Here is a 19,405-nt window from a genome sequence, read left to right on the forward strand (position 1 = left end):
AATCGACAACAAATCAAGCAATAATATTTCAAACTATTTCATAATTTTATACTTGACTTCCTATATAGTTGTCTTTTCTTAAGAGTATAAATCAGGGGACAAAGTCCCCTGTCAAGACTTTTTATTTTATCAAAAAAGAATGGTATTACAAGAAAAAAACTTCATATCGCAAAACCCCCACAGCTATTGTATTGATTGCTAAAAAGAGCTGTTACACATTCTGCCTGGTTTCGTCAACAACGCCAAGGTGATCGCCCCGTACGCGATCAACGCGCAGTCGGTGGTGGATTGTGTGCTTGTCCTGCTGGTGGCGGTGCTCTTATTTGTCTTGTCGCGCAACGAGAAAATTTCCAAAAAGGAAGGCGTGTTGTTCGTCTTGCTTTATGTCGCGTATTCGGTGTATGTGTTTGTACGCTAGCGCGGGAGCCAACGCAAGTCCGGTATAAAAAGGACCGGGCTTTTTTTTAGAATTCCTGACGGGAGTTTCCGGATTTCCATACCGGATCACGCGCGAACCGGAAGAGGATTTCGAGATTGCGAAAACCCGCAATGATTGTATGGATTGCTGAAAAGTGGGATTACACAACGTGTCAGGTTGCGTTAGACAAGTTTAATTGTCCTGTTTTCGTTAAGATAATTGATGAGAGGTGACAGTATGCAGACACAACGGGATTTTATCAAAGTTTGTGAAAGAATACAGGGAAGAGGTTATCCGGCATACAAGGATTGTCGTGGAGAATATCAATGCGATGGCTATGTGTTTTCCGTCGACCATGTGCAGGGCGATCCGTTCGCGGCGCCAAGCGACGTGTCGGTTCGGGTTCCAAACTCTTTTGAAAAGGAGAGCTGGGAGGTTCGACATCGCCGGATCGCGCTGGAGGATACATTGCTGCGGATTTTTTACGAGGCGTTGAAAAACGATCCATACAAAGGCCGCGGAAGTGGAAAAAGCGGCGTGATTTATGTGAGTCGGCCGCAGCAGGAAGTGATGGAGCGAAGCGCCTGCCATATCGACGAAAAGGAAATTACCATTCGGTTTCACATTGGATTTCCGGCCAACGGACGGCGGGTCTTATCGGACGAGTTGATTAAGATCGTGTGCAATTATTTGCCTGAAATGATTTTAAACAACTTGATCGCGGGAAATTTAAGCATGAAAAATCTGGAACGGGTGCGGGAGGCGATTTCGCTGGCCGACAACCAGCACGCGTTGCGGGAAGCGATGAAGAAACTCGATCTGGTGGCGTTTGTGGCGGATGGGGCCATTTTGCCAAGAAAATCGGGTATTTCACAGTCGCCGATGCGGGATGCGGTGCCGTTTATTTCGCCGGAATCGCTGAGCGTGGAAATTCCGGTTCCGCACGGCAAGCCAATCAAGGGAATGGGAATCAAAAAAGGAATTACGCTGATTATTGGCGGCGGATACCATGGTAAGTCCACGCTGCTGGAGGCGCTGGAGCGGGGCGTATATGACCATATCGCCCATGACGGACGGGAATATGTCTTGTGTGACGAGAGCGCGGTGAAGTCAAGAGCGGAAGATGGACGGAGCATCGAGAACGACAATATCGAGGCGTTTATCCGCGATTTGCCGGGCGACAAGTCGACACGCGCCTTTTCGAGCGAGGACGCGTCCGGATCTACTTCGCAGGCGGCGGGCGTGAGCGAGGCGCTGGAGGCGGACGCGAAAGTTTTGTTGTTTGACGAAGACACAAGCGCGGCCAACTTCATGGTGCGCGACGCTTTGATGCAAAAAGTCGTCCATCCGGATCACGAGCCGATCACACCGCTTGTCTATCGCATTTCACAGTTGTTTGAACGGGCGGGGGTCAGCACGATTTTGGTTGCCGGCAGTTCGGGGGCGTTTTTCGAGCAGGCCGATTTGGTTTTGCAGATGGATCACTACATTCCGATGGATGTGACCGCCAGAGCGAAAGAGATGGCGCTGGCGTTCCCGTATTTGTGCTCGCCGGAACGAAAACTGGCACCGGAGCGCTTCTTTACATCGCGTGTTCCACTGCCGTTGGCGTCTTTGCGATCCGACCGGGTCAAAATCAAATCGCAAGGACTGGACGCCATCGTGCTGGACCGGGAACCGCTGGATGTGCGTCTGGTGGAACAGCTGGTGGATCCGGAACAGCTGCCGACGCTGGGCGCGATGGTTTTGTACGCGCATCGGCATTTGATTGATGGAAAGAGGACGTTGAAGGAAGTCGCGGACAGGCTGGAAGAGCGAATCGACAGCGAGGGATTGCGGGTCCTTGGAAAACGGGACTTTTGCCGGGTAAGGAAACAGGAGTTCATGGGGGTTATGAACCGGTATCGTTCCCAGCGTATGAAACAGAAATCTTAAAAGGGCGAGTGCCCTTTTTCTTTTGGCGGCTGGATGGAAAGTGGACATTCATAACCGAAAGTATACCCGTTCGGGTGTTGATTTGTGCTGAATGTCCAATTTTATACCCGAAAAGGTATAAAATGGCTATTTTTGTTGAATATATACCCGAAAGGGTATAAAATAAAAACATGACAACGATTGGAAACTATATCAAAACGGAACGAAGAAAACTGGGAATCACGCAGGAGGAGTTCGCGCTGCGGGCCGGACTGGGACTGCGGTTTGTCCGTGAGCTGGAACAGGGAAAGGAAACGGTTCGAATGGATAAGGTGAACAAGGCGCTGCGGATGTTTGGCAAGGAAGCGGTGCCGGGTGATTTGGATCGGAGCGAGGAATGAGAAAAGGAAGTGTATGGGTGGAGGAACGAAAAGCCGGAACGATTGAAGAGACGGATCGCGGATACCGGTTTTCCTATGAAAAAGACTATTTAGCCATGAAAGATGCGAAGGACGTCAGTTTGACTTTGCCGCTTCATGATGAACCTTATGAATCGTCTGTGTTATTTCCTTTTTTTGATGGATTGATTCCGGAAGGCTGGCTATATGATGTGACGGTTCGAAACTGGAAGCTCGATCGTAAAGATCGTTTTGGCGTATTGCTTGTCGCCTGTAAAGATGCCATTGGAAATGTATCCATATGGGGGGAGAATGAAAGATGAAATGTTTGTATTGCGGAAAGGAGATCGTCGATCCCGCGCCGGAAGAAATGGAGTCACAATGGCATACAGAATGTACTAAAAAATTTTTCGGAATGACTTTGCATCCGGTTCTTGATTTAGATGATTCGATCTTGCGGGAAATCGCTCGAAAAACGGTAAGCGAAGGATATACGGTGCCTGGCGTTCAAAAAAAGCTTTCTTTGCATTTGATCGAAGAAGAGAAGGGATCGCGGTTAACGATCGTAGATTATCCGGCAGGATATATTTTAAAACCACAAACGGGAAAATTTTCCTATCTTCCAGAATTTGAGCAGTTGGGAATGCGCCTTGCGCAAATTGCTAAGATTCCTACCGTTCCATTCGGGTTGATTCGATTAAAAGATGGGACGTTGGCGTATATCACGAAACGAATTGACCGGTTGGAGAAAAAGAAAAAAGTCACAAAGCTGGCGATGGAAGATTTTTGCCAGCTTCAGAAACGTTTGACGGAAGACAAATACAACAGTTCTTATGAGCGGTGCGCAAAAACAATAAAAAAATATTCGGCTTTCTATCAATTCGACTTAACTGAATTGTTTATCCGACTCGTTTTTGCGTTTCTCATTGGCAATTCCGATATGCATTTAAAAAACTTTTCGTTGATTCAAAACAAAGAAGGGGTGTATCAGCTTTCTCCGGTATATGATCAGCTTCCTGTTAACATCATAATGTCTAAAGATTTCGATCAAATGGCTTTAACGTTGAATGGAAAAAAGCGAAATTTGAGGCGAGGCGATTTTTTGAAGTTCGCGCATTCGATTGGGATTGAAAAGAAAACAGCTGAAAGACTGATTGAGCGGATGCTGAAAAATATTGGCCGCTTTTTGGAAGCGTGCGAACAATCTTTTTTGCCCGAAGAAGAAAAAGAAAACGTGAAACGATTGATCCTGGAGCGGGCGGAATCGCTTCACGGATAAAGAAAGCCGGCAAGTTTGGCGTCTTTACCGGTTTGGAAAAACAATAAAAAGGCTATCATTACGAAGGGGATGCTCGAGAAGCAAAAGTAGAAATATCACGTAAACCGTGAAGAACTTAAAAAGGTAAAACCGCTTTATTTAAAGTGATTTTACCTTTTTTCTTTAAAGCTGTAAAACAAACGACATGAAGACGTGCCCGAATTAAAAGGTACCATCCTCCCGGTCTTTCAGAGCAGTATACGCGGTTTGTGCAAAATAGTTCATCGCTTCGACAGGATAAGAGCCAGACGCCGTTTCCCCCGTCAGCATAATCGAGGACGCCCCATTGTAAACCGCGTGGTAAATATCGGATATTTCCGCCCGTGTCGGGATGGGAGAAGTCATCATCGAGTGCAGCATTTGCGTCACGATCATATACGGCTTTTCATGCCTGCGACATATTTTCTCCAAGTCGTGCTGCGCGCTGGCCAGATGGACAAGACCAACCGAATCGGCAAGATCTCCACGGGCGATGATCAATTCATCGCAATACGGAAGCAGGGATTCCGCCATCGCGATTCCTTCTTTTGATTCGATCTTGGCGTATAGGCAGGCGTTTTTTAGACCACACGCATCCATTTGCGCACGAACCTTTATCAAATCTTCTGTGCTGCGAACAAACGGCTGCATGATGCCGGTGACGCCATATTGCGCCGCGCACGATAAATTATCGAAGTCTTCTTTTGTCAAAACCGGCAAAGGGATCGACACATTTTGGATGGTGATACTTTTCCGGGGAAGAAGCAGGCCGCCCCGGAGAACTTTGGATTTCTCATGATCTACGGTTTCAAGCAGGATCCTGCCATCGTCCACGAGGATTTGGACACCAGTTTTTAAATAGGGTCGCACACAATCCGGAAATCCAAGCGTGTTCGTCATCACGATATGATCTGTTTCCAGTGGCAAAGGCGATAAAGAAGCGGAGGTTCTTAATTCCGGACCTTGCATATCTATAAGAAGCTGAGGAGAAACGCCGCACCGCTTGGCCGCGATATGAAAGTTGGCGATCCAGTCGGCATGTTGCGCCAGATTGCCATGCGACAAGTTCAGCCGCATCCCTGTGGCACCAGCCCGAAACAAAGCCATAATCGTTTCGACTTCATGGCAGGCCGGGCCAAGCGTTCCGAATATATAAAGGTCTTTCATATTAACGACTCTCAAGTACCGGATTCACAGTTTCCGTCCAGATTTTTTCTAACAACCGGCAGCTATCCAAAAACCGCTGCTGCTCGGCGGGTTCAAGCTCAAGCTCCAGCTTTTCAATGACGCCTTTCGCCCCGATGATAGCAGGAACCCCGTTATAAATACCCGTATAACCATATTCACCATTTTGTTTAGCCGAAACGGTAAGAATGCTGTTTTCGTCATTTAAAACGGCTTGGACAAGTCGATTGAGCGTCATTCCAATCCCGTAATATGTCGATTTTTTCCGATTGACGATTTCGTACCCGGCATTGCGCACCTCGTCAAAGACTTCTTCCAGCATGTCTTCGTCGATTTTACGGGACTTCAATACATTCCGTATGGTCTTGCTTCCAATGCAGGCATGGGACCATGGCACAAAGCTCGAATCTCCGTGTTCGCCAAATACGTAAGCATGAATATTGTAAGGAGAAACCTGGAGACATTCGCTTAGACGAAAACGCAAACGAGCCGTATCCAGCAAGGTTCCCGTACCAATGACCCGGTTCGTCGGAAGGTTGGACACTTTCTGCGCGACCGCTGTCATTAAATCAACCGGATTGGTCGCCACGATCAGGATGCCGTCAAAACCGGAAGCCATGATTTGCTCGGTGACCGACTGGACGATTTTTGTGTTATCGACCGTTAAATCCAGACGGGTCTGATCGGAGCGCTGAATGATGCCGGCAGTGATGACGACAATATCGGCGCCTTTGCAGTCGGCATAGTCACCCGCTTTCATGCGGATTTGTTTTTTGGCAAAACAGCCGGCATGCTGCAAGTCCATGGCTTCGCCAATCGCTTTTTCTTTGTTCAAGTCGATTAAAACGAGTTCATCGACATTCCCCTGAACGACTAAGCTGTAGGCAAAGCTCATTCCCACCAGCCCTGTTCCAACGAGAACGATTTTTTTATTGTTTTTCATATGATTGATTCAACTCCTTCAAAAGGAACTATAAGAGAGGCGGGATGAATAGAAAAGAAAGAGCGTGACAAGTTAAATTGCAGAACCACTGCATTTTAAGATGCAAAAAATTGCGTTTACTTTGCAAGAGCCAATTTTTATGATAAGTGTGTCAAGCGAAAGAAAAAAGCGCTTACATAATGAGGAGGTGGCAAAAATGAGACTTTATTCAATCATGCGCGATTTTATCGAAACGGCTGATTGTCTGAATCTCAAGTATTTTACGGAAAAGTATCACGTTTCCAAACGGACAATACAAGGGGATCTCTCCTATTTCATGAATATCGGGGAGAGAAACGGGTTCAAGCTGCATACAATCCGTGGAAAAGGATATTTGCTGGAAGTGACAGACTCAGAAAAATTTGACCGGTTTGTTGCGCAGCTGGCCCAGCAGCATCCAACCGTTCCTCCAGACACACCTGAAAATTTGACCGCTTTTCTCGCGGTGCAAAAAGACTACATTTCTATGGAAGAAACAGCTTTCCATTTTCACATCAATCGGTCGGCGGTCAAAGCGCTCATTAAAGAAGTTGAAACGTTTTGCCGCAAATACGATGTGGTTCTGGAAATCAAAAGCCATTATGGCTTGCGTCTAAAAAAAGACAATCTCGCATTTACGACGATGCTGGCGGAAATGCTGGAAGCGGATAATCCGGTGTTAAAGCTTTATATGGAGCAATCTCTTCCTGTTTTTCGGACCATCTATCCGTTTCTCATTGATCAGATTACCGAGAGCCGGCAGCAAATCAACTACAATGAACTGAAAACGATTTATATTTGGCTGGGAGCGATCGCTCTTCAGGCTTCGCTTCTTTGTTTGCCGGAAGAAAGATACCGCGTAAAAAACACCCCGGTCGATCGCATTGCGGACGCGGTTTTTCAACAGCTCAATAAAAACGCGGGTTTAAATTTCGCGGCCTGGCAATATGAAGTGTTTGTGGATGTGGTCCGAAGCAATATTCGACTTAAAGATGCCTCGCTGGATATTAGCGACCAGCTGGAAAACCATATCGAAGAATTTTTGAAAGGAATTGACGCGCGATACAACACAAAATTTACGGATGACGAAAATTTCAAAAAAATGCTGTCGGAACATGTCTGTCTTCTTGTAAGCCGAAGCCATCAAAAAGTGTCGTATAAAAATTCGATGCTTCATGAAATCTGTATTCGGTATCCGCTCGTATTCAGTGTGGCAATCGAATTTTCCAATATGCTTCAACAACTGTACGGGATTACAGTGACCCAGGATGAAGCGGCTTTTATTGCTACTCATTTTGCAGGTCACCTGGAAAAAGAAAAGAGAGAAAAGCTCATGCGGTTTGATCGGGTAGCTGTCGTCTGCTCAAGTGGCGGCGGATGTGCTTATCTTCTGAAGATGCAGCTGGAAACGATTTTTCCCCAGCAAAAAATTCAGACATTCAGCTTTCTGAATATGGATGAACTCGAGTTATTCGATCCCGATATTATTTTCACGATCATGCCGCTAAACCGGGAGTTTAATATACCTATTATTTATATTCATGAGTTGTTGGAACCGGAAGATCTGGCAGCGATCCGGCAATTTCTATCTTATGACTGCATACAAAATTTTCAATTATCGGATACATCAAGTAAATTTGATGCTTTGTTTTCCCGGCGATACTTTCAAGTTCGGAAAGCTGGTTCCTACAAAGAACTTATCTCCGAGATGGCGGATCAGTTGATAAAAGACGATGTTGTGGAAGCGGAATACAAAGACAGCGTGCTTGAGCGGGAAAAATACATGAGCACCGTATTCTTCAATGGCGTCGCGTTACCGCATCCAATCAAGCTTTGCGCAAAGAAAAGCGTGATTTCCGTCTGTATACTCGATACGCCTTTGATGGAGCAGGGAAAGGAAGTTCGCACTGTTTTTCTTATCTCCCTTCGCAAAGATGAATATGGAAAATATGAGGAGATTACGAAGCTTTTTTACAAACTGATGCAGGACAGAGGAAGCGCCAGTCACATGGCGGCTGCCCGTTCTTTTGAACAAATGCGATTGATTCTTAGAGAAGTGGAGGCTACGGTTTCATGAATGAAACATTTTTACGCAAATTGAGCAATGCGGACGCGATCGCGTCCAAAGAAACGGAAGTGCGCGACCTGCTCGTGGAAGCCAATCGAGAGCATTGTGATGAAATTCGCTGCGACCATCTCGGAAGCGTGATTTTTGTGAAAAAAGGGTGTGGAGCCCATCCTTTGAAAATCATGTTTACCGCGCATATGGATGAAGTGGGATTTCGGGTACGGCATATTTCCGACCTTGGTTTTGTCTATTTAATAAAGACAGGTGGTGTGCTGGACAACTGTCTGGATATGCAAAAAGTCCGGATTACGACGCGATCAGGAAAAAAATTACCAGGCATCATGAACTGCCAGCGGGACAAGGCGGGCCATCCAGACGATATTTATGTGGATTTAGGATTTGAAACAAGAGAACAAGCGGAAAAAGCAGGACTTGAAATTGGCGATATGGTGACATTTGATACGACGTGCGTGTTGCCCGAAGGCACGGGAACCATCATGGGAAAAGCGATGGATGACCGTACTGGCTGTTATGTCGTCAGCAAGGTGCTGGAAAAGCTGAAGGACAGGCGGCTGGAAAACGACATCCTCATGTGCGCAACGAGCAGCGAGGAAGTCGGTACGCGCGGAGCGAAGACGGCGGTATTTCAGGAAGATCCCGACATTGTATTCGCGATTGACGTGGCCAACCACCCGGAGCTGGATCGAAGCTTTAAAAATCACCGCCAGCTTCATAAAGGATGCATGATCGAGCATTATGACAAAACGATGGCGCCCAATGACAAGCTTCTGCAATTTGCTAAAGAAACCGCGCGAAAAGCGAACATTTCCTTTCAGGAGGACATGCTGAGCGGAGGCGGGACGGATTGCGCCCAGGCGCATCTGATTGGCAATGGAAAGCCGGCTCTGGTTATCGGGATTCCTTTGCGGTATTGTCATGGACCGGCATCTATTGCCAGTTTGAGCGATATAGACAACGCGGTCGCGTTCGTATGCGAACTCGCCGCTACACTAACAAGAAAGAACTACGAACAGTTTCTACAGTTTACAGGAGGTATGAAATGACTGAATTGGAACAACAAATCGTAACGATTATTTCTGCGGCGGGTGCCAGTAAAGCGAAAGCTTTCGAAGCGCTCCGCAAAGTGAAAGAAAGCGATTATGATGGCGCCCGGGCTCTACTTGCTGAATCGAGACAGGCAGATCTGGAAGCGCATAAAGTACAGACCGCACTCATCACGGCAGAAATGTCCGGGGAGGAGCGACCGGAAATCGGACTGTTGATGGTCCATGCCCAGGATCACTATATGACGAGCCAGCTGGCCCGGGATTTGGTTGAAGAATTTATTGAGATTTTTGAAGCAAAAGAAAAAGGAGGAAAATAAGATGAAAATTGTATTGTGCTGTGCAGGTGGATTTTCTACCACTATGTTGATGGATAACATGAAGAAAACGGTTCATAATTCTGCGAAATTGAATGATGAGGACTTTGCGTTCAAGGCTGTGCCTGTCGATTTGCTGCCGGCCGAAGTAGAAGACACGGATGTGCTTGTCGTGGGGCCGCAAATCGCACACCGTATCGACTACATTCATGAAATGATTGATCCGTATCAAATTCCGCACATCATCGTAGACCAGGATGTGTATGGAAAAATGGATGGCGCCACGGTTATGAAGCAGGTTCTGATCGCCCGCCGAAAAGCGGATCTGGCAAAAGCAAATAAGAAATCGTAAAAGTGAAGGGACAAGATAAAAGTTATGATGAATAAATTCGAAACGTTCATGTCCAAATATTTGACGCCAATCGCCAATAAAATGGATCAGAACCGTTATTTGAGCGCGATCAAAAAAGCGATGGTCGCGATGACTCCGATTCTTTTGATCGGTAGTTTCTGTTTGATTCCGGAAGCGATTCCGAACATGATCGGTCCCAACAATCCAATATCCCAGTGGATCACGACCAATCTGGACATTATCTACATTCCTTACAATGTAGGAATGGCGCTTCTCTCGCTTTATGTGACGGCGGTTATCGCCTACCATTTAGGAAAACATTACAAACTGGACATTCCCGGCGTTCTCTGCATGGCGATTATCGCTTTCTTGATGATGGGTGTTGACTATGGAGAAGACGGTGGAATCAAATCCACTTATCTGGGGCCGAAAGGCTTGTTCGCGGCGATGTTTGCTTCCATTATCGCAGTGGAATTGTTCCGCTGGTGCAAGAAGAAAAACTTTACGATTAAGATGCCGGAGTCGGTGCCGGATTTCGTATCCCGCTCTTTTGAAATGATTCCGATTAGTGTAATCATTATTGGTTTCTTCCTGATCATCCGAGTTGTGTGCGTCAATGTGCTGAACACGCTGCCGCCTCTGGTTTTCACGAATTTGTTCGCGCCTTTGGTCGGCTCCATGGACAACCCGTTTGCGGTTACGTTCTTGCAGATTTTGCGATGTCTGCTGTTCTTCTGTGGTATTCATCCATCGGTGCTTTCACCGATTACGAGCCCGATTTCAACGCAGTTTCTTGCTGAAAATATCGAAATGGTCAAAGCCGGCGGCGAAGCGATCCACTTTTTCGCTCCTGGACCGGAATCGGCATTCGGAAACTTTACAGGCACCGGCGTGACGTTTGGTCTTGTGTTCTGGTGCTTGCTGTCCAAGGCAAAAGCAATGAAACAGGTTGGCCGCATCTCGCTGATTCCGGCGTTGTTTGGAATCAATGAGCCAATCTTGTTTGGCGCGCCGGTCGTATTGAACCCGATTTTCGCGATCCCATATGTAATCTGTGGTGGAATTATCGGCTCTATTCCGTACTGGATGATGTACTTTGGCTGGCTAAAGTGTTCCACTTTCACGCCACCATATGTTGGCGTTTTCCTGGAAGGATATTTGACGAACTTTGACTACATGTCTTTGGTTGCAAACGGAATCCAGCTAGTTCTGTCCATCTTGATATGGTATCCGTTCTTTAAAATTTATGAGAATCGTGAACTGCTGGCGGAAAAAGAAAAAGAGGAAAAACAAGATATTTTCAGTGCCGAAGATCAGGCTCTACTGGATGATTTACATCTTGATTTCTAATGATTTCAAAGGGCAGGATTTTCTTGCCCTTTCTTTGGAGGGACAATGGCGAAACATATTGAAAACATTCGAAAAGAGTTAGGAAGGCACCGCGCCGACGCAATTTATCTCAAAAGCAAGACGATGAAAAAATATTTGGATACGATGACCGGGAGCGGTTGTCAAATCCTGATTGCGAAAGAGAAAGGTTATTTGCTGCTGGATGGCCGGTATGTGGAAGAAGCAAGACAAAAGGAACGGGATTTGGAAATTATTCTAACCGAAAATATAAAAGAGGAAATAAGCCGGATCATGAAAGAAAACGACTGGCATTGCCTGGCCGTGGAAAACAGCGAAACCTCTGTCAGTGCATATAAAGATTTCAAAGAAAAAGGGTTAGATGTGATTTTACTGGATGAGGAACTCGGACAAATGCGAATTGTCAAGGACGAAGAGGAAATCCGGCGCATTCAGGAAGCTGTCGATCGAACCGATTGGATTTTTGAACAAGTCAAAGCGAAAATCAAGGCAGGGATGACGGAGAATGAGGTTTCCGCCTGGCTGCAATACTACGCGATCGCCAGTGGCGCCCAGCAGATGGCGTTCGACACCATTGTGTCGTCCGGAGAGCGGACCGCCCTGCCGCATGGCCGGCCGACGAATCGCAAGATCAGGCCCCATGAGCCGATCCTGATTGATTTTGGAATCCAATACAACAACTATCAGTCGGATATGACACGGATGCTCTTTATCGGGGAACCGTCTTCAGAAATGAAAAAAATTTATCATACGGTTCTGGTCGCGCAGACCACGGCGCTGGCCGCGATAGAAGAAGGAAAGACTGGACAGGAAATAGACGCGGTGGCCCGGAAAATCATTACGGACGCCGGATATGGCGCGTATTTCGGTCATGGGCTCGGGCATGGAATCGGAATCGGGGATGGCAGCGAGCTGCCGCGGCTGAATCCAAAATCGGATACCGTTTTGAAAGAAGGCATGCTGATGTCCTGCGAACCCGGCATTTATGTGCCGGGCGTCGGGGGTGTCCGCATTGAGGACGATGTCCTGATTCGCGACGGGAAAGGCGTGGCCTTGAATCGTACTCCGAAAGAGATGTGCATTTTGCAGGAGGAAACACATGAACTATGATTTTAATGAAGTAATCAATCGGAAAGGAACGTATTGTACGCAATGGGATTATGTACAAGATCGCTTTGGGGAAAAAGACTTGCTGCCCTTTACGATTTCGGATACGGATTTTAAGATTCCGGTTCCGATTACTGAAAAGATAAAAGAAGTGGCCGCGCATGAAATTTATGGGTACACGCGCTGGAACCATGCGGATTTTAAGAACAGTATTGCCGGGCATTACGGTCGAAGATTCAACACGCCAATTCAAAAGGAATGGATTTTATACAGTCCATCCGTCATGTATTCGGTCAGCTTGCTGATTCGGCTTTTAAGCGAGGAAGGAGACGGCGTCTTGACGTTCGATCCGATGTATGACGCTTTTATGAATGTGATTGAACAAAATCACCGGAAGCTGATTGGCCATTCGCTCAACGCGGAAGAAGGATGGTCGATTGATTTTGAACGGCTGGATAAAGAACTGGAGAGCGCTTCGATTCTTTTGCTTTGCTCGCCACACAATCCGACAGGCCGGGTTTGGACGAAAGAGGAAATGGATCAAATCGTGCGTTTGTGTAAAAAGCACCGCGTCAAAATCATTTCGGATGAAATTCATATGGACATCCATTTGCAGGGGGAGGCGCCGATTCCTTTGCTGCGATATATCGGCGAATATGACGGATTGTATACCGCCTCGGCCGCTTCGAAAATTTTCAATGTGCCCGGGTTGATTGGATCTTACGTTATGATTCCGGATGAAGCCATTCGAAACGCGTTTTTGCATCAGACGCGCACGATGGATTTTCTAAATTCCGCCAGTATTTTCGGCATGCATGCGATCATGACCGGATATAACGAATGTGACGACTACATTGACCAGTTGTCGGCGTACGTGTTCGAAAATATGAAATTTGTCCACGATTTCCTTGCGAGTCAGCTCCCGGATTTTCAGTTTGCAATTCCTCAGGCGACTTATTTGGCCTGGATCGACGTTTCCAATGTGCCGTTTGGGGCAAAAGAGATGCAGGAAGCGCTGGTAAAGGTTGGAAACGTGGCGGTTATGAATGGCGAAGTGTATGGAAAGAATGGCAAAGGGTATTTACGGTTGAATTGCGGATGCCCGCGGACCAAGCTGGAAGAAGGGTTGCGACGGGTGAAAATCGCGATGGATTCTTTGTACGACGCGAAACGAAAGGAGAACGCGGATGAAAAAACTGTTTAGCTGGGTCGACCAGACGCCCAACAAAGTGAACACGACCGCGCGTTTGTACGCGTATTTGATTGACTGGGTGGTTGGTGGCGTGGTTTGCGCTTTTCCGGCCGTTCTTCTTTATGGATTGATTACACGGCGCAGCGATGTGTTTACGGATCTCTATGTGTTTCCGGCACTGGGGTACAGCCCGTTCTGGTCTTATCTTGGCGGTTTTCTATGTATTGTGGCAGCCATTGTTTATTTTGTTTATATTCCGTATAAAAAGTACGAGGGCCAGACGTTGGGCAAGAAAATCATGAAAATTAAAATCGTGAATAAAGATGGAAGCCGTGTCTGTTTGCGATCTTTGTTCGTTCGCCAGTGTATTGGTTTGATGATTGTGGAAAGCGGTGCGGTTGTGGTGGGTGGTTATTTTCGGCAAATGGCTACTTTGGCGCTTTCCTACAATGTGGATTCCTGGTGGCAAATGGCGGGGTCGATTTTGATCGTCCTGTCCGCGCTGCTGGTCGCTGTCACGCTCAGTCACCGCGCTTTGCACGACTATTTGGCCAACACGAAAGTGGTGCCGGCTTAAAGGAAAAAGATTCCCGGAAGACAATTTTCGGGAATCTTTTTTATAGGGCATGGATTTTGATTTGGCGGTCTTTATTTTTTGAAGATCCTGTATTTTGTATTCATGCCGGAACCGTTTTTTTGAATCAATCCTTTAGAGGACAACGAATGCAGAAGGCGAACGGTTTTCGCTTTGCTGAAGCCGGTCCGCTCTTCCAGCTGCGCTCTCGACAACAAAGTCGAAGAAGACAAGTTGCTTAATATCGTCTTTTCATCGGCTGAAGTCTCGATGACCGTATCCGACACGGGAAGAACAACGGTGATGGAATTGTCGTAGATTTTAAATTCCGGACTGGCTTGATAGGGGTCATAGGCTTTCTTGACCCTTTTGATTCCGGAGCCAAACATTTCAATGTACGCGAGTCTGAAAAAGATATTTCCTAAAATTGGATTTCGCAAAAAACTGATTTGTCCATCCAGATATTCCGCTTCGCTGATGCCGGCCGGCAATCCGCCAGGCGACGTGATTTCTATTTTGTCTTGATCCATCGAAATCCTGATTCTTGTTTGGATGTCCCATGTCCGATGGACCAAGGCGTTTGCGAGCGCTTCGCGAAACGCTTCCTTTGGAATCATTTCTTTTTGGACGCGTTGGCTCCCTTCGATTTTTTCATAACAATAATATTTCCGGTACATTTCCATCGCTTGATGGTACATACAGAAAACGGACATATGATCATAGGTTTGACGTTCCATGAGTTCGTTGATATTCCGCCCGTATCGTACGAGATCCACGCCTGGAAACCGGTTTTCATCCGCGACAAGAGCCGCGGCGTGATTATAGGTGTTTTTATCCATCAACCCTAATGTTTTCAAAATGTCCGGTGTTATCGTTTCGACGCCTTTCTTTTGAAAAAATTCTTTTCCAAGTTGAGAGAAAGTCAAATCTTGTATAGATGAAGGCTGTTCTTCGTAGGTTTGATTCGAACCTTCCAGAATCAGGCGGTTTAGCTCAAGACGATCCACTTCGATCGTTGCCGAATCGTTTCTTTTATACGTTTTTCCTTTATAAAAATAAGGGGTGTAAGGACCTTTCAAGATGTTCAGGGTTATGGTTTGATCTTCGTTTATATCTAAAGTGTAGGAAGGGAGCGGCTTGATCGCATCGTTGATTTTGTTTTCCAAACGCAAACAGGCGTCAACCGGATGCTCGATTCCCGGAACCGTGCCATCGTCACGGATCCCAAAAATGATTTTTCCATCGCCAAAATTTGCGTAAGCTGATATTGTTTTTAAAAATGAATTTGTATCGACGGTTTCTTTCAATTCCAGATTCCTGCTTTCGCGCATTGTGATCACCTCTTTTTGATATTGTATATCGAATCGAGTTGGTGTGCAACGAGAGCTTCCTCGACTCAAAAATTTATGAGTCGAGAGCTTTATCGACTCAAGTCGACTCGTTCGTGCAGTAAAAAGGTTTTACAGGGGAAAACTTTTCACTTTCCGTAACGACAATCAGCTCGTTTGCCTGGTTGGCGGGCGTATCTGGTCTTTGTTCGTGAACCCCCGCCTTGTCGTCGTAGCCGTCGACGCCGATAAAAAACTTGTCCACAAGAAAGTGGCTCGCCGTGTCTTTGACAAACGGCCCGACGGCTGTTTTTCAACCGCCTGCATGGCTACCATGTGCAATACAACATTGTTTCGAAGGCGACGCTGCTGGACGCGCAGGCCCATCCGGAAAAGCATCGGGATCTTATTGTCCGCGTGGCGGGATACAGCGCGTTTTTCAACGTGCTGTCGAAAAAGACGCAGGACGATATCATCGGGCGGACGAAGCAAACGTTATAAAAGAAAAAGCGTATCGTGGACGGGATACGCTTTTTTGTCGTCAGGAAACGAGACAGTGGTGGATGGCTTGCTCGAGAATGTCCGGGTCGATTGGTTTGTCGAGATGGATGTCGATGCCGGCCTGGCGCGAGGCTTGTTTGTCGGCTTCCAGCGAGTTGGCGGACAAGGCGATTAGCGGAATGTGGCGCATCGCGGGGTTGTCGCGCATCGCCTTGGCGAGCTGCCAGCCGTTCATGTGCGGCATTTGAATATCGGTCACGACAAGATCGAAGCCGTTTGGATCGGCCACGAGGCGGCCGAGCGCCTGCAAGCCGTTTTCCGCTTCCTCGACTTGAAATCCCATGTCCTGCAAGATTTCCGTTTCGATTTCCCGGTTGATTTCGTTGTCCTCCACGACGAGCAGCCGGATCGACGCTTTGGATAGCGGGTCCGGGGACGAGGCCGGTTGGCCGGAATCCAGGACGCCATTCAAATGGCGGGAAGCGTTGGATAAAAACGCTTCTTTGACCCGGTTGGCGCGGCGGGCGGTTTCGAGCGCGTCGACGAGAATGTCGTTTTGGCGTCGCTCGTTTTCGACCGGATGGAGATGGATCACGACGCGTTCCACTGTTTTGGCGCCCGGCACGCTGTTGACGACGCGCAACCGCATCGCCAGAGGGGGTTCGTGGATGGCGACCTGGTAGGTCAGCGTGAGTTCGGGCTTGCCGGCTAGAGCGGCGCGAATGGATTCCGGCGCGGTTTGCGCGAGAAACGCGGCCTGGTCCTGAGGAAGGATCCACTCTCTGGCGTAGTCGCGAAACAGGGCGTCGTACTTTGCGCTGGCGCCTTTGGGCAGCAGGGCGCCCATCCGGTCGCTGACGCGAAAGCCGTAAATGGTTTGGCGTTCCAGGTCGGCGTATAAAATCGAGTCGTAACGTTCGGAGAGCGTTTCGATGACTTCGGCGTGCATGGTTTGCGCCTGATGAACGCGGCGCAGCCTCGCTTCGAGGCGCTCGATTTGCCGGATTTGTTTTTGCTCGCGTTCGACGCGTTCGGTGATGTCAGCGAGCGTGACGCAAACCAACGCGTCGCGGCCCGGCTCAAAAAGATCGGAGCGGCGCTCTTCGACCCATCGAACGCTTTGGCTTACCGGCCGGATGCGGTAGGTAAGGGGTGTGGAAGACGCGGATGGGCGGATGACCTCGTTTCGGATCCGGGCGCGGTCTTCGAACGCAGCGATTTCGGAAAACGACCGGTTGACGTACGCCAGCCATTCGTCGAGGCTCGCGCATTCAAAGAGCTGGACGAGCGCTGGATTGGCGTACACGATTTCTTTTTGTTCGTCGTTTTTGAAAACAAGAAGAGCGTCGGGTAGCCATCGGGCGAACGCGATAAATGAAAACGCGAGCGAAAACAAGGCTTGGCGCTCTGGCGACGGGGAGGCGATTTGGTCGCGCGACTGCATCGCGGACTCCCAGGATATAGAATGGACCGTCAAAAATTCGGCAAGCGCGGCAAGCGCCTGGCCAATCGACGGCGGAAAGTTTGACTGGTGTATCATTGAAAAAACCTTTCTGCTCTAGAGAGAGGACTTTTTTGTCCTGTTTTTCATGATACCATTTTGCGGGAGGGCGAAAAAGCGGATTTTGAAAAAGAGAGGAAAAAAACGAGGATGTGACATCAAAATGGTTTATATTCCCTTAAATAATTTGCATTATGCGAAGTTATCGCCTATAATAACGGCATGAAAATGAGGAAAAAAGAAGAGTTTCAGAAAAAAATCCAGGCCCATGTCGAGCATTTTGAACAAAACGGCCGCTTTTTTCAACAGCACAATTATCCGCACCATAAACATGTGAGCGTGCATGAGCATGTGCGCCATGTCGCTTATACAGCGCTGAAAATCGCGCATTCCCTGAAAGTGAAAGTGGACGAGGACAAGCTGATTCGCGCTGCGCTGCTGCACGATTATTATTTATACGACTGGCATGACGACGAGGCGTGGCATAAGTTTCACGGGTTTAAGCATCCCCGCTTCGCCTGTGACAACGCGCATCGGGATTTTGGCCTTTGCGAACGGGAGCAGGACGCGATCCTGAAGCATATGTTTCCGCTGACGATCAAACCGCCAAAACACCGCGAAGGGTGGCTGATCACGCTGGCGGACAAGATTTGCGCGTTCAAGGAATGCTGGATCAAAAACTGGAGCTACGAAACGACACGATAAAACAAAGAAACGCAATCTTGATGGAGGTTGCGTTTTTTTGTGTGGCGCTATTTGATTTTGTGGATGAGCAGGCTCGAGAAAGCGTGAAAATCCGTTTGCGCGGACAGGCGGGTCATGAACTCCTCGTCGGAAAGCAAGCTGACAAGCGGTTCGTACACGTTCAGGAAGACGCGTTTGTCGACTTCGTTGATGGCGAGCAGAAAGACGGCGTACACTTTTTGCTCGTTGTTCCATAAGACCCCTTCCGGGCACAAGGCGACGCTGACCTTTGTTTCCCGGGCCGAGGAAACGAGTGGGTGCGGGATGGCGAAGCCGCCAAACGCGGTGGAACACGCCTTTTCGCGTTCGAGTACGCTTTTTTCGAAATCCGACGCGACGATTTCCTTTTCGTTGAATCGGGCGCACATTTGATGAAGCAGCGCCTCTTTGCTCGTTTTGCGGACGACGGAAAAGAACGGTTCCTGGAAATATTCGAAAAAATGGTTTCGAATCATTTCCCCTTTTTTCCGCTCTTTGATTTTTAAGATTTTTTTGCTGAGCGCCTGCTGGGTGTATGGTGTCCAGATCGGCGAAAGCGATATGACTTTTTGGCTCGAAACGGTCGAGAGTGGAATCGTAGAAACGACAAGGTCGTAGCCGTCGTCCATGCCGCTTTGTTCCGAGGAAGCGACGTGCGGAATGTAAAGCTCGTCGGCGAATCGCGTAGAGAGCGTTTGCAGCAAATCGGACTGGAAGTTCAAATACGCCGGACAGACGAGCAAGGTTTTCAGTTTTTGGTTGAGCGCGTTCGACTGGTCGATCCAGGAGGAGATGTGGATCGCGAAAAAGGCGATTTCGTCTTCCGGCAGCAGGACTTGAAAGTTTTTTTTGTATTCGACGGCCATGACGATCGCCATTTCATAAATGGTCGGGCTGATTTGCCGGATACTTTCTTTCATCGGTTTTTTGATGAATCCGCCTGTTTGCGCGCGAATGTTCAAATTGTGCAAATGGCGCAAAAACAATTCCTTGACTTCTTCCCGGTTGAGGTCGACATGAAACCTTTTTTCCAGCAAATCCAAAATTTGACTCGTGAAACGAATGTTTTTTTGATCCATTTCAAAGGAAGGCTCGCTGGCGCGAGATTCCGGATTTTGACTATAAACAGGTTTGAGG

20 protein-coding genes and 1 pseudogene are annotated in these 19,405 nt (G+C 47.8%); 15 read left to right on the top strand and 6 right to left on the bottom strand.

The window, feature by feature from the left end; genetic code table 11:
• Window positions 1-247 precede the first annotated feature (247 nt).
• The 5 genes from ABNS49_RS08445 (at window position 248) to ABNS49_RS08465 (ending at window position 4,009) form a co-directional block, all read left to right on the top strand.
• On the top strand, window positions 248-418 hold the full coding sequence (locus tag ABNS49_RS08445) for a hypothetical protein (RefSeq protein ID WP_168353544.1): 171 nt from the start codon (window positions 248-250) through the stop codon (window positions 416-418).
• Between the two features lie 237 nt (window positions 419-655).
• The gene (locus tag ABNS49_RS08450; protein WP_135979753.1) at window positions 656-2,353 is read left to right on the top strand and encodes an ABC-ATPase domain-containing protein; all 1,698 of its coding nucleotides are present in this window, start codon (window positions 656-658) and stop codon (window positions 2,351-2,353) included.
• A gap of 170 nt (window positions 2,354-2,523) precedes the next feature.
• Entirely contained in the window at window positions 2,524-2,733 is a 210-nt protein-coding gene (locus ABNS49_RS08455; protein WP_135979754.1) for a type II toxin-antitoxin system Y4mF family antitoxin, read from the top strand.
• Between the two features lie 17 nt (window positions 2,734-2,750).
• The gene (locus ABNS49_RS08460; RefSeq protein ID WP_288341939.1) at window positions 2,751-3,053 is read left to right on the top strand and encodes a HipA N-terminal domain-containing protein; all 303 of its coding nucleotides are present in this window, start codon (window positions 2,751-2,753) and stop codon (window positions 3,051-3,053) included.
• The gene (locus ABNS49_RS08465; protein WP_135979756.1) at window positions 3,050-4,009 is read left to right on the top strand and encodes a HipA domain-containing protein; all 960 of its coding nucleotides are present in this window, start codon (window positions 3,050-3,052) and stop codon (window positions 4,007-4,009) included. Before ABNS49_RS08460 ends, ABNS49_RS08465 begins: the two co-directional genes overlap by 4 nt.
• Window positions 4,010-4,210: 201 nt before the next feature.
• On the opposite strand, the gene ABNS49_RS08470 is transcribed toward ABNS49_RS08465, so the two are convergent.
• A complete protein-coding gene (locus tag ABNS49_RS08470) occupies window positions 4,211-5,194 on the bottom strand; it encodes a pyruvate kinase (protein ID WP_288341941.1) in 984 nt (327 codons plus the stop codon).
• 1 nt (window position 5,195) lies between these two features.
• The gene (locus tag ABNS49_RS08475) at window positions 5,196-6,155 is read right to left on the bottom strand and encodes an L-lactate dehydrogenase (RefSeq protein WP_135979758.1); all 960 of its coding nucleotides are present in this window, start codon (window positions 6,153-6,155) and stop codon (window positions 5,196-5,198) included.
• Between the two features lie 100 nt (window positions 6,156-6,255).
• On the opposite strand from ABNS49_RS08475, the gene ABNS49_RS08480 reads away from it, so the two are divergent.
• The 8 genes from ABNS49_RS08480 to ABNS49_RS08515 are packed head-to-tail and all read left to right on the top strand — an operon-like array spanning window position 6,256 to window position 14,218.
• The gene (locus tag ABNS49_RS08480; protein ID WP_135979759.1) at window positions 6,256-8,250 is read left to right on the top strand and encodes a PTS sugar transporter subunit IIA; all 1,995 of its coding nucleotides are present in this window, start codon (window positions 6,256-6,258) and stop codon (window positions 8,248-8,250) included.
• Window positions 8,247-9,305, top strand: coding sequence for an aminopeptidase (gene ypdE / locus ABNS49_RS08485; protein ID WP_135979760.1), 1,059 nt, complete (start codon window positions 8,247-8,249; stop codon window positions 9,303-9,305). The genes ABNS49_RS08480 and ypdE overlap by 4 nt, the downstream gene beginning before the upstream one ends.
• Window positions 9,302-9,625 (top strand): PTS lactose/cellobiose transporter subunit IIA, encoded by a 324-nt coding sequence (locus ABNS49_RS08490; protein ID WP_135979761.1) that lies wholly within the window; start codon window positions 9,302-9,304, stop codon window positions 9,623-9,625. The genes ypdE and ABNS49_RS08490 overlap by 4 nt, the downstream gene beginning before the upstream one ends.
• A gap of 1 nt (window position 9,626) precedes the next feature.
• Window positions 9,627-9,974, top strand: a complete 348-nt coding sequence (locus ABNS49_RS08495) for a PTS sugar transporter subunit IIB (protein ID WP_135979762.1) — start codon at window positions 9,627-9,629, stop codon at window positions 9,972-9,974.
• A gap of 24 nt (window positions 9,975-9,998) precedes the next feature.
• A complete protein-coding gene (locus ABNS49_RS08500) occupies window positions 9,999-11,324 on the top strand; it encodes a PTS transporter subunit EIIC (RefSeq protein ID WP_135979763.1) in 1,326 nt (441 codons plus the stop codon).
• Between the two features lie 45 nt (window positions 11,325-11,369).
• A complete protein-coding gene (locus ABNS49_RS08505) occupies window positions 11,370-12,452 on the top strand; it encodes a Xaa-Pro peptidase family protein (protein ID WP_135979764.1) in 1,083 nt (360 codons plus the stop codon).
• On the top strand, window positions 12,442-13,653 hold the full coding sequence (locus ABNS49_RS08510; RefSeq protein ID WP_135979765.1) for a PatB family C-S lyase: 1,212 nt from the start codon (window positions 12,442-12,444) through the stop codon (window positions 13,651-13,653). The genes ABNS49_RS08505 and ABNS49_RS08510 overlap by 11 nt, the downstream gene beginning before the upstream one ends.
• Window positions 13,637-14,218 (top strand): RDD family protein, encoded by a 582-nt coding sequence (locus tag ABNS49_RS08515; protein ID WP_135979766.1) that lies wholly within the window; start codon window positions 13,637-13,639, stop codon window positions 14,216-14,218. Before ABNS49_RS08510 ends, ABNS49_RS08515 begins: the two co-directional genes overlap by 17 nt.
• A 71-nt stretch (window positions 14,219-14,289) precedes the next feature.
• On the opposite strand, the gene ABNS49_RS08520 is transcribed toward ABNS49_RS08515, so the two are convergent.
• Both ABNS49_RS08520 and ABNS49_RS08525 read right to left on the bottom strand, forming a co-directional pair.
• The gene (locus ABNS49_RS08520) at window positions 14,290-15,546 is read right to left on the bottom strand and encodes an ATP-binding protein (protein WP_135979767.1); all 1,257 of its coding nucleotides are present in this window, start codon (window positions 15,544-15,546) and stop codon (window positions 14,290-14,292) included.
• Window positions 15,547-15,643: 97 nt separating this feature from the next.
• Entirely contained in the window at window positions 15,644-15,808 is a 165-nt protein-coding gene (locus ABNS49_RS08525; protein WP_168353545.1) for a hypothetical protein, read from the bottom strand.
• Between the two features lie 44 nt (window positions 15,809-15,852).
• Between ABNS49_RS08525 and ABNS49_RS08530 the strand changes: the two are divergent.
• Window positions 15,853-16,044 (top strand): annotated as a pseudogene (locus tag ABNS49_RS08530) (glycine radical domain-containing protein); the annotation flags it as partial.
• A 40-nt stretch (window positions 16,045-16,084) separates the two neighbouring features.
• Here ABNS49_RS08530 and ABNS49_RS08535 read toward each other — a convergent pair.
• Window positions 16,085-17,584, bottom strand: a complete 1,500-nt coding sequence (locus ABNS49_RS08535) for a response regulator (protein ID WP_135979768.1) — start codon at window positions 17,582-17,584, stop codon at window positions 16,085-16,087.
• 189 nt (window positions 17,585-17,773) lie between these two features.
• Between ABNS49_RS08535 and ABNS49_RS08540 the strand changes: the two genes are divergently transcribed.
• Entirely contained in the window at window positions 17,774-18,250 is a 477-nt protein-coding gene (locus tag ABNS49_RS08540; RefSeq protein ID WP_288341947.1) for an HD domain-containing protein, read from the top strand.
• 47 nt (window positions 18,251-18,297) lie between these two features.
• Here ABNS49_RS08540 and ABNS49_RS08545 read toward each other — a convergent pair whose 3' ends face one another.
• A complete protein-coding gene (locus ABNS49_RS08545; RefSeq protein ID WP_135979770.1) occupies window positions 18,298-19,347 on the bottom strand; it encodes a PTS sugar transporter subunit IIA in 1,050 nt (349 codons plus the stop codon).
• Between the last annotated feature and the right edge of the window lie 58 nt (window positions 19,348-19,405).

It is taken from the genome of uncultured Dubosiella sp., from assembly GCF_964018005.1.
Lineage (GTDB): Bacteria > Bacillota_I > Bacilli_A > Erysipelotrichales > Erysipelotrichaceae > Dubosiella > Dubosiella muris.

What these genes read in the sequence shown, in the direction of transcription:
- ABNS49_RS08540 (WP_288341947.1), top strand. Translation starts at nt 17,774, where the DNA reads ATGAGGAAAAAAGAAGAGTTTCAGAAAAAAATCCAGGCCCATGTCGAG.
- ABNS49_RS08455 (WP_135979754.1), top strand. Translation starts at nt 2,524, where the DNA reads ATGACAACGATTGGAAACTATATCAAAACGGAACGAAGAAAACTGGGA.
- ypdE (WP_135979760.1), top strand. Translation starts at nt 8,247, where the DNA reads ATGAATGAAACATTTTTACGCAAATTGAGCAATGCGGACGCGATCGCG.
- ABNS49_RS08475 (WP_135979758.1), bottom strand. Translation starts at nt 6,155, where the DNA reads ATGAAAAACAATAAAAAAATCGTTCTCGTTGGAACAGGGCTGGTGGGA.
- ABNS49_RS08480 (WP_135979759.1), top strand. Translation starts at nt 6,256, where the DNA reads ATGCAAAAAATTGCGTTTACTTTGCAAGAGCCAATTTTTATGATAAGT.
- ABNS49_RS08545 (WP_135979770.1), bottom strand. Translation starts at nt 19,347, where the DNA reads ATGGATCAAAAAAACATTCGTTTCACGAGTCAAATTTTGGATTTGCTG.
- ABNS49_RS08505 (WP_135979764.1), top strand. Translation starts at nt 11,370, where the DNA reads ATGGCGAAACATATTGAAAACATTCGAAAAGAGTTAGGAAGGCACCGC.
- ABNS49_RS08535 (WP_135979768.1), bottom strand. Translation starts at nt 17,584, where the DNA reads ATGATACACCAGTCAAACTTTCCGCCGTCGATTGGCCAGGCGCTTGCC.
- ABNS49_RS08490 (WP_135979761.1), top strand. Translation starts at nt 9,302, where the DNA reads ATGACTGAATTGGAACAACAAATCGTAACGATTATTTCTGCGGCGGGT.
- ABNS49_RS08465 (WP_135979756.1), top strand. Translation starts at nt 3,050, where the DNA reads ATGAAATGTTTGTATTGCGGAAAGGAGATCGTCGATCCCGCGCCGGAA.
- ABNS49_RS08450 (WP_135979753.1), top strand. Translation starts at nt 656, where the DNA reads ATGCAGACACAACGGGATTTTATCAAAGTTTGTGAAAGAATACAGGGA.
- ABNS49_RS08500 (WP_135979763.1), top strand. Translation starts at nt 9,999, where the DNA reads ATGATGAATAAATTCGAAACGTTCATGTCCAAATATTTGACGCCAATC.
- ABNS49_RS08515 (WP_135979766.1), top strand. Translation starts at nt 13,637, where the DNA reads ATGAAAAAACTGTTTAGCTGGGTCGACCAGACGCCCAACAAAGTGAAC.
- ABNS49_RS08495 (WP_135979762.1), top strand. Translation starts at nt 9,627, where the DNA reads ATGAAAATTGTATTGTGCTGTGCAGGTGGATTTTCTACCACTATGTTG.
- ABNS49_RS08470 (WP_288341941.1), bottom strand. Translation starts at nt 5,194, where the DNA reads ATGAAAGACCTTTATATATTCGGAACGCTTGGCCCGGCCTGCCATGAA.
- ABNS49_RS08520 (WP_135979767.1), bottom strand. Translation starts at nt 15,546, where the DNA reads ATGCGCGAAAGCAGGAATCTGGAATTGAAAGAAACCGTCGATACAAAT.
- ABNS49_RS08510 (WP_135979765.1), top strand. Translation starts at nt 12,442, where the DNA reads ATGAACTATGATTTTAATGAAGTAATCAATCGGAAAGGAACGTATTGT.